This is a genomic window from Lentzea nigeriaca, assembly GCF_016907955.1.
Classification (GTDB): Bacteria; Actinomycetota; Actinomycetes; order Mycobacteriales; family Pseudonocardiaceae; genus Lentzea; species Lentzea nigeriaca.
Genome location: NZ_JAFBCX010000022.1, coordinates 86,874 through 101,546 on the forward strand (window position 1 = coordinate 86,874; position 14,673 = coordinate 101,546).

At 69.8% G+C, this 14,673-nt stretch carries 12 protein-coding genes and 1 riboswitch; of the genes, 7 read left to right on the forward strand and 5 right to left on the reverse strand.

All coding sequences use genetic code 11. The features are described from left to right. Positions 1–279: 279 nt before the first annotated feature. On the forward strand, positions 280–2,850 hold the full coding sequence (locus tag JOD27_RS40460) for an AAA family ATPase (protein WP_204767667.1): 2,571 nt from the start codon (positions 280–282) through the stop codon (positions 2,848–2,850). A 34-nt stretch (positions 2,851–2,884) separates the two neighbouring features. Beyond that, complete coding sequence (locus JOD27_RS40465) at positions 2,885–3,388, forward strand: EF-hand domain-containing protein (RefSeq protein WP_239571224.1); 504 nt, start codon at positions 2,885–2,887, stop codon at positions 3,386–3,388. On the opposite strand, the gene JOD27_RS40470 is transcribed toward JOD27_RS40465, so the two are convergent. The 3 genes from JOD27_RS40470 to JOD27_RS40480 are packed head-to-tail and all read right to left on the reverse strand — an operon-like array spanning position 3,367 to position 4,863. Then, positions 3,367–3,927: a maltokinase N-terminal cap-like domain-containing protein gene (locus JOD27_RS40470; RefSeq protein ID WP_204767669.1), complete on the reverse strand. Its 561-nt coding sequence runs from the start codon at positions 3,925–3,927 to the stop codon at positions 3,367–3,369. The genes JOD27_RS40465 and JOD27_RS40470 overlap by 22 nt on opposite strands. A gap of 10 nt (positions 3,928–3,937) precedes the next feature. Continuing rightward, complete coding sequence (gene folE / locus JOD27_RS40475) at positions 3,938–4,486, reverse strand: GTP cyclohydrolase I FolE (protein ID WP_204767670.1); 549 nt, start codon at positions 4,484–4,486, stop codon at positions 3,938–3,940. Next, positions 4,483–4,863, reverse strand: a complete 381-nt coding sequence (locus JOD27_RS40480) for a DoxX family membrane protein (RefSeq protein ID WP_204767671.1) — start codon at positions 4,861–4,863, stop codon at positions 4,483–4,485. Before JOD27_RS40480 ends, folE begins: the two co-directional genes overlap by 4 nt. A 78-nt stretch (positions 4,864–4,941) precedes the next feature. Between JOD27_RS40480 and JOD27_RS40485 the strand changes: the two genes are divergently transcribed. Next, entirely contained in the window at positions 4,942–5,589 is a 648-nt protein-coding gene (locus JOD27_RS40485; RefSeq protein WP_204767672.1) for a helix-turn-helix transcriptional regulator, read from the forward strand. 97 nt (positions 5,590–5,686) lie between these two features. Here the strand turns inward: JOD27_RS40485 and cobN are convergent, their stop codons facing one another. Then, entirely contained in the window at positions 5,687–9,250 is a 3,564-nt protein-coding gene (gene cobN, locus JOD27_RS40490; protein ID WP_204767673.1) for a cobaltochelatase subunit CobN, read from the reverse strand. Positions 9,251–9,258: 8 nt separating this feature from the next. After that, a riboswitch (adenosylcobalamin (AdoCbl) riboswitch) is annotated at positions 9,259–9,400 on the reverse strand. Between the two features lie 26 nt (positions 9,401–9,426). On the opposite strand from cobN, the gene JOD27_RS40495 reads away from it, so the two are divergent. The 3 genes from JOD27_RS40495 to JOD27_RS40505 are packed head-to-tail and all read left to right on the forward strand — an operon-like array spanning position 9,427 to position 12,496. Beyond that, positions 9,427–10,434, forward strand: a complete 1,008-nt coding sequence (locus tag JOD27_RS40495) for a ferredoxin-like domain-containing protein (protein WP_204767674.1) — start codon at positions 9,427–9,429, stop codon at positions 10,432–10,434. Further along, complete coding sequence (locus JOD27_RS40500; protein WP_204767675.1) at positions 10,431–11,051, forward strand: precorrin-8X methylmutase; 621 nt, start codon at positions 10,431–10,433, stop codon at positions 11,049–11,051. The genes JOD27_RS40495 and JOD27_RS40500 overlap by 4 nt, the downstream gene beginning before the upstream one ends. Next, positions 11,048–12,496: a precorrin-2 C(20)-methyltransferase gene (locus tag JOD27_RS40505; protein ID WP_204767676.1), complete on the forward strand. Its 1,449-nt coding sequence runs from the start codon at positions 11,048–11,050 to the stop codon at positions 12,494–12,496. The genes JOD27_RS40500 and JOD27_RS40505 overlap by 4 nt, the downstream gene beginning before the upstream one ends. On the opposite strand, the gene JOD27_RS40510 is transcribed toward JOD27_RS40505, so the two are convergent. Next, entirely contained in the window at positions 12,471–13,652 is a 1,182-nt protein-coding gene (locus JOD27_RS40510; protein ID WP_204767677.1) for an MFS transporter, read from the reverse strand. The two genes, JOD27_RS40505 and JOD27_RS40510, sit on opposite strands and share 26 nt — an antisense overlap. 92 nt (positions 13,653–13,744) lie before the next feature. Here JOD27_RS40510 and JOD27_RS40515 point away from each other — a divergent pair, with 92 nt between their 5' ends. Continuing rightward, positions 13,745–14,656: a LysR family transcriptional regulator gene (locus tag JOD27_RS40515; RefSeq protein ID WP_204767678.1), complete on the forward strand. Its 912-nt coding sequence runs from the start codon at positions 13,745–13,747 to the stop codon at positions 14,654–14,656. The last annotated feature ends 17 nt before the right edge of the window (positions 14,657–14,673 follow it).

The window sequence follows — 14,673 nt, forward strand, 5'->3', positions numbered from 1 at the left end:
CTATTTTTCCTTTCGCTCCGCGGCGGCGGAGAACAAGCGCTGCCCTACCACAACGATCTCGTGCCCACCAGCCTTGAGACAGGATCTCTAGGCCGTCCGGATGACCAGGTGAGGCCGCCTCCCGGCTGCCGCTACCCGGTCGAGTAGTTGCCCGGCGGATCATACGGGCCATCACCGTGTTGAGACGCCCATAGCGCAAGAACCTCTACCTGGGCAAGTGGTGGCGTTTCTCCTAGCATCAATTCCGCTGATCCATTCACCACCGATTACGGAGAGATCGTGGAAAACCGGCTGAAAGTGTGGTGTGCCGGAATCAGCGCTCAGGTGACGCCGGGCACGACCACCGTCGTGGAGGGCGCACCGGGAACGGGCAAGACCGCGGTGCTCGATGATCTCGCCGCGCGCTGGGAGGCCTCCGGCCGGCACGTCGTGCGGGCACGGGCGAGTGCCCTGGAGGGCGATCTGCCGTTCGGGATCGTGGCCCAGCTCTTCGACCTGATCGACCCCGATCTGGTGCCGCCGGAGGCACTCGGGGCGCTCCAGCTGACCGCCCCGGCCGCCGACTTCGCCGTGCTGCACGGCGTGTACCGGCTGGCCGCGGCCCTGGCCGGCACTTCAGGACTGCTGATCGCCGTCGACGACGCGCACTGGGCCGACGCGGCGTCGTTGCGGTGGCTCGCCTATCTGACTTTGCGCATCCAACGTCTGCCGATCGCTCTCGTGCTGACCGTGGGTGCGGGTGAGCGGTGCGACGACAGTTCTTATGGCGAGATCATGGCCACGTGCCGGCGCGTCGGGCTGAGCAACCTGTCCGCGGACGGCGTCGCCGCGCTGATCTCGCCTGCGCCCGCCCCCGAGTTCGTCGCCGCCTGCCTGGAGGTGACCGGCGGCAACCCACTGGCGGTGACGCGTCTGCTCACGGCGCTGCGGGAGGACGGGGTGCCGCCCACGGCCGAGGCCGCGTGGCGGGCCACCCAACGTGGTGCCGAGGTGTCCGGCGAGATCATGGCGGCCCGGCTGCGCCGCCGTCCGGCCGCCGTCGTGGCCGCGGCGCAGTCCCTGGCCGTGCTCGGGCCGTCGCCGCATCCCGGCGTGCTGGCGGAACTGACCGGGCTGGGGCCGGTCGAGCTGGCCGAGGCGGTGCGAACAGTCGAGCTGCTCGGCGTCGCCGGGCCCGCGGTTCTCGACGACCTGCCCGCGCCCGCGCGGGCTGCTTTGCATCTGCGGGCCGCACAGTCGTTACGTGCGCACGGCGCCTCGGACCGGGCCGTCGCCGAGCATCTGCTGGTGACCTCGCCGGGCCTGGAGCCGTGGGCGGGCGAGGTGCTGGACCGGGCCGCGCAGGAGGCGGTGAACCAGGGCGACACGTCCGGTGCCGCGCGGCTGCTGTGGCGGGCGTTGCGCGAACCGGTGGCGAACCCGTCGCGGGCGTTGCGGCTGCTGGGCGTTGCCGAGCTCGTCGGCAACCTGCCCGGTGCCACGGCACGGTTGCGCGAGGCGTTTCAGTCCAATGAGGACGATACCGAGTCCGCCGTCGCGCTGTCCTACGCCCTGCACGCCGAGGCAAAGCCCGCCGAGCTGGCCTCGGTGCTGTCGGACGGTTCGCCGTGGGCGCGGGCTCATCTCGCCGTGCACGGGCTGGCGTGGCAGGAGGCCGTGCCGTCGTCGGTCTCGCTGGACCACCCCGCCGGCGTGCTGCATCGCGTGATGGTCGGGGACATCAGCGCGGACGAGGCCGTGGCACTGGTGTCGACGGAGACCACGATGTCCTCACTGACGTCGGCGATGATCCTCAACCTGGCCGACGCGCTGGACTCGGCTCTGACCGTGCTCGACGACGTGGACCGCGCGCAGGCACCGGCGTTGCGGGCGCTGACGTACGTCATGCGCGCGAACGTCCAGCGCCGCAAGGGAGATCTCGTCTCCGCCCGCGCCGAGCTGGCACTGGCCGACGATCACCTGCGGCAGGACCGGCGCTGGCTCGCGGTGTCGACCTGGCACGCCGCGCTGCTCGCCGACATCCTTCTGGAGGAGAGCCGCCTGGACGAGGCCGCCGCGCTGATTTCCGAGGCGTCGTCGGACGAAGCCCGGCGCGTGTGGTCGTTCGGCGGCCTGCTGACCGTGCGCGGACGGTTGCTGACCGCGCGAGGCGACGACCACGAGGCGTTGGAGGCCTTTCTATCCGCCGGACGGCATTGCGCGTCGTGGCCCTACCGCAATCCCGCGGCGTTGGCGTGGCGATCGGGCGCGGCGTTGGCCTGTGCGGCGATGGGTGACGGCGAACGAGCGCGCGAACTCGCGTTGGAGGAAGTCTCACTGGCGCGCGCATGGGGTGCGCCGCGCGCGTTGGGCATGGCGTTGCGCGCGGCGGGCCGCGTCACCGCCGGTGCCGCTGGGCGGACGTTGTTGGAAGAGGCCGTGCAAGTGCTGCGCAACTCCCCCGCCCGGTTGGAGTTGGCGCGCGCGTTGGTCGACCTCGGAGTTGTTTTGCGGCGTCAGGCAGACACATCCGGTGCGCGCGCATGCCTGCGCGACGCGTTGGACCTCGCGCAGAAGTGCGGTTCGAGCGCGATCGCCGCGCGGGCGCACTCCGAGCTGGCGGCGACGAGCACCGGGCCGCGGCGGCTGCGCCAGACCGGCCCGACTGCGCTGACCCCTGTCGAGCACCAGGCGGCGGAACTGGCCGCGCGGGGACGGTCCAACGAGGAGATCGCCTCGACGTTGCTGATGCCGGCGGACGCCGTGGAGGGCGTGTTGACTGGGACCTACCGCAAACTCGGCGTCTCCGGACGCGTGCAGCTCTCCGAAGCGCTGGACGGCCAAACTGGTTCGGACCCGTTCGGCCGATAGTTTCCGTTGCAACGTTCGGCCTATGTTGCTGCTCATGGCGAGCGACTTGCAAAGACGCAAGGTGTCGGTGGTGTTCGGCGCGATGGACGCCAACGGCGACGGCTACCTGGACGAGAGCGACTTCCGCGCCCTCACCGCGCGCTGGGTGTCTTTGCGCGGCGGCGACGAGGAACTGCTGTCCGGCGTGATGATGGGCTGGTGGGCGACCCTGCAGGCGATCGCGGGCCAGGACCGCGCGACGATCGACAACGTCCTGAGCATCGTGGACGCGCTCCCGAAGACGCCGGAAGCCGTCACCGAGACCGCGGACGCGATGTTCGCGGCCGTCGACGAGAACCACGACGACTACATCTCGCGGTCCGAGTACGACACGATGATCGCCGCCTGGCTGGGACACGGCAGCGTCACCGACTTCGCCGCGCTCGACTCCGACGGTGACGGCAGGCTGTCACGCGAGGAGTTCGCCCAGCTGTGGTTGGAGTTCTGGGCGGGTGACGACGAGGAGGCCGCCGGGACCTACGTGTTCGGGCCGGTCTGACGGAGCACCGCCAGGCGGCCGGATTTCGCCGCACCGTCCTGCTGCCACGAACCGGTGACCACGCCGACCGCGTCCTCCGGCGGACCGGCCGGGACGACCCGCCGGTCGAGGTCGATCACGACCCCGTCGACCCCGGGACGCAGCAACCTGCCGCGTGCCTCTGCCTCGAACCCGTTGCGGGAAGACGGTTCCGAGGCTCCGCCGGTGGCGACCAGGTGCAGGATCGCGGCGATCCACACCGGGTCGGTCACCGCGTCGTAGATCCACCGCGTACCCAGCACGCTGTGTTCGGCCGTCGTGACGAGCGCACCACCTTCGAGCGGGCCGGGCCGGTAGGTCAGCGGAACCTGGTACACCGCCTCGCCGTCGTGCAGCAGATGTGTCTCCACGCCCACCTCGCCCGCCGGGTCCTCGAACCGGAAGAACCCGGTCGGGCGCAGTGAGCCCGACCCGTCGTACCACGACTGCCTCGTGACCCAGGCGGGCAGGAAGTCGCGGAACGACGGTGTCAGCGTGGCGCCGGTGTGAATCTTCCCCATGTCTCGCAGGTTACGCGTGCACGAGCGTGAAGAACTCCTGCCGTGACGCGGGATCCGACCGCAGCACGCCCTGCAGCGCCGACGTGACCGTGCGGGATCCGTTGACCCGCACGCCTCTCAGCGCCATGCACATGTGCTCGGCCTCGATCACCACACCGACTCCCTTGGGCCGCAGGTGTTCCTGCAACCAGTCGGCGACCTGCTTGGTGAGCCGTTCCTGCACCTGCAGGTCGCGCGCGAACATCTCCACGACGCGCGCCAGCTTGGACAGGCCCAGGATTCGTTCGCCGGGCAGGTAACCGACGTGCGCGACACCGTGGAACGGCAGCATGTGGTGCTCGCACAACGACTGCACCGGAATCCCGCGCGCCAGCACGAGTTCGTCGTAGCCCTCGTCGTTCGGGAACGTCGTGAGGTTGAACGCTCTGGGCGTCAGGAGCTCGGCGTACGCCTCGGCGACCCGTCGTGGCGTGTCGGCCAGGTGCACCGAGTACGGATCCTTGCCCAGAGCCTTCAGCAGATCCGTGACGGCCTGCTGCGCCGCCTCGAGATCCGTCATCGAGCGTCCGCCAGACGGGACAGCGCCAGCGCGCCGGCCAGCAGGCCGAAGTCGCGCAACGCGATGTCGTAGTAGCCGGGCCCGGTCACCAGGTTCACGATGATGCCGAGCAACCAGGCTGCGACGACCAGTCCGCCCCACTTCGGCCTGAGCGCGACCAGCACACCGGCCACGATCTCGATCACTCCGACGATGTACATGGCCGTCTGCGGCGAGCCGGGCACGATCGAGTCGATCCACGGCGCCAGGTAGACGGGCCAGTCGACGAGCAGGTTGAAGAACTTGTCCAGCCCGAACAGGATCGGCGCCGCCGTGAACACCGTGCGCAGCAACACGAACGCCTGCGTAGCCGGATCCGTGCGCGTCAGGACCGCCATGACTCCTCCTTCTAACGACAACTTCGGCTAACATTAGAACCACTGGCGGATTTTCGTCAACACAAGTAGGTTTTAGAGATGGCCGACCCCGTCGCCGCCGTCGCGGCCCTCGACGAGCCGAACCGGCGCAAGCTCTACGACTTCGTGGTGCGCCAAACCGCGCCCATCAGCAAGGACGAGGCGTCCGAGGCCATCGGCCTGCCGCGCACCACGGCCGCGTTCCACCTCGACAAGCTGGTCGAGATGGGCCTGCTGGACGTGATCCACGAACGGCGCTCCGGCCGCACCGGGCCTGGGGCGGGCCGCCCGGCGAAGCTGTACCGGCGGTCCGGCGAGCAGATCGAGGTGTCGCTGCCCGACCGGCGCTACGAGGCCGCGAGCCACCTGCTCACGGACGCGCTGCTGGAGGCGGAGACCACCGGTGAGCCCGCGCGGGAGATCCTCAACCGGCGGGCTTACGAGTGGGGCGAGGACCTGGCCGCCCAAGCCGACGGCGAGGTCGTGCAGGCGTTGGAAGATCTCGGGTTCGAGCCACACGCCGAGGGAACCTCGGTCCTGCTGGGCAACTGCCCGTTCCACAGCCTGGCCCAGAAGCACACGCAGCTGGTGTGCGGGATGAACCTGTGCCTGATCAGCGGAATCCTGGACGGCATCGAGGCACGCAGCCACACCGCGCGCCTGGACCCGTCACCGGGCCACTGCTGCGTAAAGCTGGACCAAGCCTGATCCACCCCGCCGTTTTCAGCCGCACGCGGGGCCCTCTCGTACTCTCCTGGAGTACGAAAGCTCCCCGCGTACTCAACAACTTCACCCGATCGGGTGGTTAGGCGCCGTCCTCCAGGTCGCCCTCGGTTTCGAGGTAGGCCGCGCGGAGGGCGTCCAGGGTGGACGGGTCCGGGTGCTCCCACATCTTGCGGTCCGCGGCTTCGAGGAGGCGCTCGGCGATGCCGTGGAGTGCCCAGGGGTTGCTGGCCTGCAGGAACTTGCGGGTCTCCTGGTCGAGCACGTAGGTCTCGGTGAGCTTCTCGTACATCCAGTCCGCGACGACACCAGTCGTGGCGTCGTAGCCGAACAGGTACTCGACCGTGGCCTGCAGCTCGAACGCGCCCTTGTACCCGTGCTGCCGCATCGCCCCGACCCAGCGCGGGTTCACCACGCGGGCGCGGAAGATCCGCGAGGTCTCCTCGGTCAAGGTCCGCGTCCGCACCGCTTCCGGGCGCGTGCTGTCACCGACGTATGCCGCGGGTGCCTTGCCCGTCAACGCCTTCACCATCGTGACCATGCCGCCGTGGTACTGGAAGTAGTCGTCCGAGTCGGCGATGTCGTGCTCGCGGGTGTCGATGTTCTTGGCCGCCACCGCGATCCGCCGGTACGCCGACTCCATGTCCTCGCGCGCCGCCACACCGTCGACGCCACGCCCGTAGGCGTAGCCACCCCACACCGCGTAGACCTCGGCGATGTCCGACGAGTCGCGCCAGTTGCGGCTGTCGATCAACGGCAGCACACCCGCGCCGTACGCACCCGGCTTCGAGCCGAAGATCCGCAGCGTGGCCCTGCGCTCGTCACCGTGCTCGGCCAGGTCCGCGACCGTGTGCGCGCGCACGAAGTTCTGCTCGGGAGCCTCGTCCAGCGCGGCCACGAGCTGCACGGCATCGTCCAAAAGGGACACGACGTGCGGGAAGGCGTCGCGGAAGAAGCCGGAGATCCGGACCGTCACGTCGATGCGCGGCCTGCCGAGCTCCTCCAGCGAGATCACCTCGAGGCCCGTGACGCGGCGCGACTGGTCGTCCCACACCGGCCGCACGCCCAGCAGCGCGAACACCTCGGCGATGTCGTCACCGGCCGTGCGCATCGCGGACGTGCCCCACACCGACAGACCGACGGACGGCGGCCACTCGCCGTCGTTCTCGGACCGGTAGCGCTCGAGCAGCGAGTCCGCCATCGCCTGGCCGGTCTCCCACGCGAGGCGCGACGGGATGGCCTTCGGGTCGACCGAGTAGAAGTTGCGGCCCGTCGGCAGCACGTTCACCAGGCCGCGCAACGGAGAACCCGACGGACCGGCCGGGATGTAGCCGCCGTCCAGCGCGTGCAGGACGTTCGTCATCTCGTCCGTGGTGCGCGCGAGCCGCGGCACGACCTCCAGCGCCGCGAACTCCAGGATCTTCCGCACGTCCTCCGACTCGTGCAACGTGCGTGCCACCGAGGCGTCCCAGCCCGCGTCCTCCATCGCCTGGACGAGCGCGCGGGCCTGTTCCTCAACGGCGTCAACGTCTTCGCGAGCCGTGCCCACCAACCCCAGCGCCTCGCGCAGACCCGGCAGCGCGGCGACCTGGCCGCCCCACATCTGCCGTGCCTGCAGCATCGCGAGCACGAGGTTGACGCGCGTCTCCCCTGTCGGCGCCTGGCCGAGGACGTGCAGGCCGTCGCGGATCTGGACGTCCTTGACCTCGCACAGCCAGCCGTCGACGTGCAGCAGGAACTCGTCGAACTCGGCGTCGTGCGGCCTGTCGTCCATGCCGAGGTCGTGGTCGAGCTTCGCGGCCTGGATCAACGTCCAGATCTGCGCGCGGATCGCCGGCAGCTTGGCCGGGTCCATCGCGGAGATGTTGCCGTACTCGTCGAGCAGCTGCTCCAGTCGGGCGATGTCGCCGTAGCTGTCCGCGCGGGCCATCGGCGGCACGAGGTGGTCGACCAGCGTGGCGTGCGCGCGCCGCTTCGCCTGCGTGCCCTCGCCGGGGTCGTTGACGAGGAACGGGTACACCAGCGGCAGATCACCGAGCGCCGCGTCCGTGCCGCACGACGCCGACATGCCGACCGTCTTGCCGGGCAACCACTCCAGGTTGCCGTGCTTGCCGACGTGTACCACGGCGTCGGCCTGGAAGCTCGAGGAGATCCAGTGGTACGCGCCCAGGTAGTGGTGCGACGGCGGCAGGTCCGGGTCGTGGTAGATCGCGATCGGGTTCTCGCCGAACCCGCGCGGCGGCTGCACCATGACCGTGACGTTGCCCGACTGCAGCGCCGCCAGCACGATCTCGCCGTCGGAGTTCCTGCTGCGGTCGACGAACAGCTCGCCGGGCGCGTCGCCCCAGTGCTCCTGCATCGACTCGCGGAAGTCCTCCGGCAGCGTCTCGTAGAACGCCCGGTAGTCCGCCGCGCTGATCCGCACGGGGTTGCTCTCGAACTGCTCCTGCGTGAGCCAGTCCGCGTCCTGGCCACCGGCGGCGATCAACGCGTGGATCAACGCGTCGCCGTCCAGCTCCTCGACGCCGGGCAGGGCGTCGCCGATGTCGTAGCCGTGCTCCTGCATGGCTTTCAGCAGCCGAACGGTGGAGGCGGGCGTGTCGAGCCCGACGGCGTTGCCGATGCGCGAGTGCTTCGTCGGGTACGCCGACAGCATCACGACGATCTTGCGGTCCGCGACCGGGATGTGCCGCAACCGCGCGTGCCTCGTCGCGATACCCGCCACGCGCAGCGCCCGTTCGGGATCCGCCACGTAGACCGTGAGCCCGTCGGAGTCGATCTCCTTGAACGAGAACGGAACCGTGATGATCCGCCCGTCGAACTCAGGGATCGCGACCTGCGTCGCAGTGTCCAAAGGAGACAGTCCGTCGTCGTTGGAGTCCCACGACTCGCGGCTCGACGTCAGGCAGAGTCCTTGCAGGATCGGCACATCGAGCGCCGCCAGCGCCCCGACGTCCCACGCCTCGTCGTCGCCACCGGCGCCGGCCTTCGCGGGGTTCGTGCCACCCGCGGCCAGCACCGTGACGATCAGCGCGTCGGCCTGCCCCAGCGTCTCCAGCAGCTCGGGCTCGGCCGTCCGCAACGACGAGCAGAAGACCGGCAGCGGCTTCCCGCCCTTGGCCTCGATCGCGTCGCACAGCGCGTGCACGAACGCCGTGTTGCCCGCCACGTGATGCGCCCGGTAGTAGAGCACCGCGACCGTCGGACCGTCCTGCGCGAGCTGCCGCTCCAGCACACCCCACGTGGGCGTGGCTTGTGGCGTGGCGAACCCGTGCCCGGTCAGCAGAATCGTGTCTTCCAGGAACTTGTGCAGCTCGGCGAGGTTCGCGGCCCCACCGTGCGCCAGGTAGAGGTGCGCCTCCGCGCAAACACCGCCGGGCACCGTGGACAGCTCCATGAGCGCCGCGTCCGGCTGCTGCTCACCACCCAGCACCACCACGGGCAGCCCGCTGGCCAGCAGCCAGTCGAGCCCTTCCTCCCACATCCGGCGCCCGCCGAGGATGCGCACCACCACCAGGTTGACGTCCTCGACCAGTGAGGGCAGGTCGTCCGCGGCGAGTCGCGCGGGGTTGCCGAGCCGGTACTCGGCACCACTCGCCCGAGCCGACAGCAGGTCGGTGTCGGAGGTCGACAGCAGCAGGATCACGCAGGCTCCATCCCTCGTGGGGTCCTCGCCCCAGGTTGCGGGTGACAGGCGAAGCGGAGTTCCTGACTCCCAGCATTGCGCTGGTCACAGTGGCGGGACCGCGCCGGATTCACACCGGCTTCCTCCTGCGCTTCGTCGTTCGGGCTCACCCTAACCGGCGGGTTACAGTCCGACCTATGCGTAGTCACCCGGATGCCTGCCCCGGCGCCGTCGAGCTGCATCAGGCGGCCGACGGCGGGCTCGCGCGCATCCGGGTCCCTGGCGGCACCCTTTCCGCTGCTCAGTGGGACGTCGTGCGGCTCGCCGCCCTGGAGCTCGGCACCGGGTTCCTCGAGTTCACCTCGCGGGCGAACCTGCAGATCAGGGGCCTGGCGGACGGTCTGGAGCTGGGTGCGCGGCTGCGTGCGGCGGGGCTGTTGCCCTCTGCCACGCACGAGCGCATGCGCAACATCATCGCGGCACCTCTGGAATCGAATCAGGACCTGGTCGACGCGCTGGACGCGGCTCTGTGCGCGGACCCCGTGCTGGCCTCGCTGCCTGGGCGTTTCCTCGTCACGGTCGGTGCGTCCGTGAGCGGGCTCGGCGGTGACTTCGGGCTGGTCGACGACGTTCTGCTGCTCGCCGGTACCGATACAGGTGTTCGGGTCGACGATCCCGTCGACGCTGTCGTGACCGCGGCTGGGCTGTTCCAGGAGATGCGGGGCAGTGCCTGGCGCCTGTCCGAAGTGGACGGCGGTGTGCGAAAGATCACCGAGCACTTCGGGGCCGTCGACGGGCCTCGGATCACCCCTGCTGTGACGCCGGTCGCACCTTCGCCGACGACTCCGGGTGTGCCGCTGGGCCGCCTGGATGCTCACCAACTCCCCGGCGTCCCGGTCCGGCTGACGCCGTGGCGCGGTCTGGTCGTGCCGCCGGGTACGGACACGAGTGGCTTGATCACGGATCCCGCTTCGCCCTGGCACGGGGTCAGCGCCTGCACCGGCCGTCCCGGTTGCGCGAAGTCGCTGTCCGACGTGCGCGCGGACGCACGTGCCTGGCTCGGAACGCCCCATTCGCTCCCGGTCCACTGGTCTGGTTGCTCACGCCGCTGCGGCCGCCCACAAGGTGATGTGATCGAGTTCGTCGCGACCGGCGACGGCTACCGCCGCATTGCCGGCACCGCCGGCGACGAGGAGATCAGGTGACGGAATACATCAAGGACGGCGCGGAGATCTACCGCCGTTCCTTTGCGACGATTCGGGCGGAGGCGGACCTCGCCGGGTTCCCGCAGGACGTCGCGAGAGTCGTCGTGCGGATGATCCACTCGTGCGGCATGACCGACCTGACGCACGACATCGCCTTCTCCCCCAATGTCGTGCGGCACGCCCACGCCGCCTTGCTCGACGGCGCGCCGATCATCTGCGACGCCAACATGGTCGCGGCCGGGGTCACCCGCCGCCGCCTGCCCGCGGACAACGAGGTCCTGTGCTACCTGCAGGACCCGCGCACGCCCGAACTGGCCAAGAAGATCGGCAACACGCGCAGCGCAGCCGCCCTCGAACTCCTGGCCGACCGCTTCGAAGGCGCCGTCATCGCCATCGGCAACGCCCCGACCGCCCTCTTCCACCTGATCGACCTGATCGAGCAGGGCGCCCCGAGGCCTGCCGCCGTGCTGGGCATCCCGGTGGGCTTCATCGGCGCGGCGGAGTCCAAAGAAGCTTTGGCCGCGACGGATCTGGAGCACCTCGTGGTCCACGGCCGGCGCGGCGGCAGTGCCATGACGGCGGCGGCCATCAACGCGATTGCGAGCGAGGAAGAATGACGGGCAAGCTGTACGGCGTCGGCCTGGGTCCTGGCGACCCGGAACTCGTGACGGTGAAGGCCGCGCGACTCATCGGGGAAGCCGACGTGGTCGCGTTCCACAGCGCCCGCCACGGCCGGTCAGTGGCCAAAACCATTGCGCAGCCCTACTTCCGTGACGACCAGATCATGGAACAGCTGATCTACCCGGTGACGACCGAGGACACGGACGACTACCAGGGCGAGATCGACCAGTTCTACGAGGAGGCCGCCGCCCGCCTCGCCGCACACCTCGACGCCGGCAGGAACGTCGTCGTCCTGGCCGCGGGCGACCCGTTCTTCTACGGCTCGTACATGCACATGCACAAACGCCTCGCCGACCGCTACGAGTGGGAAGTGGTTCCCGGCGTGACGAGCGTCAGCGGCGCGAGCGCTGTTCTCGGCACCCCGCTGGTCGAACGCGACGAGGTCCTCACGATCCTCCCCGGCACACTTCCGCCGGCGGAACTGGCCGAGCGCCTCAAGAACACCGACTCGGCGGCGATCCTCAAGCTGGGCCGCACGTTCGGCAACGTGAAGCAGGCCCTCGAGAACGCGGGCCGGCTCGACAACGCCTGGTACGTCGAGCGCGCCACCACGGGCCGCCAGAAGACGTCGCCGCTGGCCGACGTCGACCCGGACACGGTCCCGTACTTCTCCCTGGCGCTGCTGCCCAGCCACTCCAAGCCGGGAGCGGCCAAGGGCGAGGTCACCGTCGTGGGCCTGGGTCCCGGCCACACCGCCTGGCTGACCCCGGAAGCCCGCCGGGAACTGGCAGCCGCGGACGACCTCGTCGGCTACACCACCTACCTCGACCGCGTCGCCGACCGGCCGGGGCAGACCAAGCACGCCTCCCACAACCAGGTCGAGTCGGAACGCGCCGCGTTCGCGCTCGACCTGGCGCGCAAGGGCAAGCGGGTCGCGGTCGTGTCGTCGGGCGATCCGGGGGTGTTCGCGATGGCCACGGCCGTGCTGGAAGTGGCCGCGGAACAGCCGGACGTGCCGGTGAAGATCATCCCCGGCGTGACGGCCGCGAACGCCGTGGCGGCCAAGGCAGGCGCGCCGCTCGGGCACGACTACGCGGTGATCTCGTTGAGCGACCGCCTCAAGCCGTGGGACGTCATCGCCGAACGCCTCGAAGCCGCCGCCAAGGCCGACCTGGTGATCGCGATCTACAACCCCGCGTCCAAGGCCCGCACGCACCAGGTGCACGACATGCGCGACCTGCTGCTCCAGCACCGCGCACCTGAAACTCCAGTGGTGGTCGGCCGTGACGTCGGCGGGCCGGAGGAAGAGATCCGCGTCGGCACGCTCGAGACGCTCGACCCGGACACGATCGACATGCGCTGCCTGCTGATCATCGGCTCGTCGCAGACGATCGTGACGGACGCGGGCGTGGTGTTCACGCCGCGCCGCTATCCGTCCTGAGCAGCAGCGGAGTCGCGAGCAGGAACAGCCCGGACAGGGTGATCGCGGCGAGCGGGCTGGTGAGCGTCGCCAGCCCGCCCCAGATCACCATCAGGGCGGCCTGCAGGAGTTTGCTGCTGACGCTCCACGTCGTGAGCACCTGGGTGACACGGTCCGCGGGAGTGCGCTGAAGTCGTTCTGTCGCAAGGATCGGGTTGTACACGCCCATGCACGTGATCAGCAGACCTTCGACGACGATCACGGTGAGCAGTCCCGCGACGCCGGGCCGGACCAGCGCGAGACCGAGCGGGAACGACGAGCGCAGCCAGCCGGAGACGATCATCACCCGGTGTCGGCCATAACGTGCGGAAAGCCGTGGGGACAGGCGCGCACCGACGAAGCCGCCGAGCGCGGGGACACCGAACGCCAGACCGTACTGCCAGGCGGGGAAGCCGTACTCGCCCAGCAGCAGCACCGAGAGCAGCGGGACGGTGGCCATGATCAGGCCGCTGACCAGGATCGAGTTGAGGAACAGCCGCCGCAGCACGCGATCACCGAGGATGAACCGCCAGCCGACGAAGAAACCGGGTTGCCGCGACGCCTCCCGCGCGGCGACGTCACTGCCCCGGATGCACAGAATTCCCAGCGCTGACAACAGGTAGCTCAGCGCGTTGGCGAGAACGGTGACGACCGGACCGAGCAGCCCGACGAGCGCCCCGCCGAGCGGTGGGCCGGCCGCCGTCGCCACCCAGCTCGTGCCCTCGAACCTCCCGTTCGCGACGAGCAGCCGGTCACCGTGGACGAGGTGCTTCACGTACGCGCCGGACGCGGCGGTGAAGGCGATACTCGCGGTTCCGGAAACGACCGAGACGACCAGCAGCTGGCCGAACGAAAGCGAGCCTTGGAAGTACGAGACCGGAACGCTGGCCATGGCAAGAAACCTGACCAGGTCCATCACGATCATCAAGGGACGTTTGGCCCTGCGTTCGACCCACGGCCCGAGCGGGAACGCGACGACCGCCGCGACCGCGAGGCCCGCCGCTTCCAGCAACGACACGGCGAACGCCGTTGAATGCAGCACCTGAACCGCGATGAGCGGGAACGCGCCGAACGCGATCCACGTCCCGTAAGTGCTGACGGCGTAAGCCGACCACAACCATCCGAAGCTGCGCCCCATGGACAGCATCACATCGCCCGCACCACGGCAAGATCAAACAACCGTCTCCCGGTGAGCCACAACGATCGGTTGGACGTGCTTAGGCTCGTGTCATGGACACCGAGGCAGTGCGATCGTTCGTCCTCGCGGCCGAGTTCGGGCAGCTGCAACACGCTGCCGACGAGCTGGGCGTGACGCAGCAGGCCGTCTCGAAACGGATCGCCACCCTGGAACGGCGGCTCGGCGTCCGGCTGTTCACCCGCACCGCCAGGGGCGTCGAGCTGACCTCGGACGGTCAGGCGTTCCTGCCGCACGCGCAAAGCATCGTCACGGGCGTCGATCGCGCCGTCAGCGCGATCACACCCGGTGCGCTGCGGATCGACGTTCTCGGTTTCCGGAGCGCGCAAGCCGTTGTCCTGCACGACTTCTGGCGATCACGTCCCGGAATCCGCCTCGACGTGGTGACGCTCAGGGAGAACGACCCGCGCGCGGTGGTCGCCGCCATCCGGGCCGGTGAGGTCGACGCCTCGTTCCGCACCGTCACCGATACCGCCGTGCTCGCGCCCGGCGTGCGCATGATCCACGCGTTCGACTCCCCGCTGGAGCTCCTCGTCGGCCCCCGGCACCCGCTGGCGTCCGCGAGCCCCCTGACCCCGGCCCAGCTGCGCGGGCACCGGATCTGGATGCCGGGAATCGCGCCGCGCAGCGAGTGGGCCGACTTCTACGACCAGCTCGCCACCGCCTTCGACCTGCGCGTCGACGCCGCTGGCCCGCACTTCGGCGACGAGGCGCTCCTCGACACCCTCGCGGATTCGGCCGAGGTGGCCACGTTCGTCGGCGCGCGTGACCGGTACGTCTGGCCCGCGGGCCACGACCTGCGTCGCATCCCGATCGTGGACCCGGTGCTCGTCTACCCCATCTCGTTGCTGCTGCCGGAAAACGCGCACCCTGGGTTGCGGCCGATCATCGACCACTTCCGGAGCCTGCCACCGCTCACAGGACAGGCGTGGCGCCCGTCCTGGTAGCTTCTCCACCAACTGGT

Bases quoted from the DNA above. Each gene is read 5' to 3' on its own strand.
- JOD27_RS40465 (WP_239571224.1), top strand. From the start codon at position 2,885: ATGGCGAGCGACTTGCAAAGACGCAAGGTGTCGGTGGTGTTCGGCGCG.
- JOD27_RS40470 (WP_204767669.1), bottom strand. From the start codon at position 3,927: ATGGGGAAGATTCACACCGGCGCCACGCTGACACCGTCGTTCCGCGAC.
- folE (WP_204767670.1), bottom strand. From the start codon at position 4,486: ATGACGGATCTCGAGGCGGCGCAGCAGGCCGTCACGGATCTGCTGAAG.
- JOD27_RS40480 (WP_204767671.1), bottom strand. From the start codon at position 4,863: ATGGCGGTCCTGACGCGCACGGATCCGGCTACGCAGGCGTTCGTGTTG.
- JOD27_RS40485 (WP_204767672.1), top strand. From the start codon at position 4,942: ATGGCCGACCCCGTCGCCGCCGTCGCGGCCCTCGACGAGCCGAACCGG.
- JOD27_RS40495 (WP_204767674.1), top strand. From the start codon at position 9,427: ATGCGTAGTCACCCGGATGCCTGCCCCGGCGCCGTCGAGCTGCATCAG.
- JOD27_RS40505 (WP_204767676.1), top strand. From the start codon at position 11,048: ATGACGGGCAAGCTGTACGGCGTCGGCCTGGGTCCTGGCGACCCGGAA.
- JOD27_RS40510 (WP_204767677.1), bottom strand. From the start codon at position 13,652: ATGGGGCGCAGCTTCGGATGGTTGTGGTCGGCTTACGCCGTCAGCACT.
- JOD27_RS40515 (WP_204767678.1), top strand. From the start codon at position 13,745: ATGGACACCGAGGCAGTGCGATCGTTCGTCCTCGCGGCCGAGTTCGGG.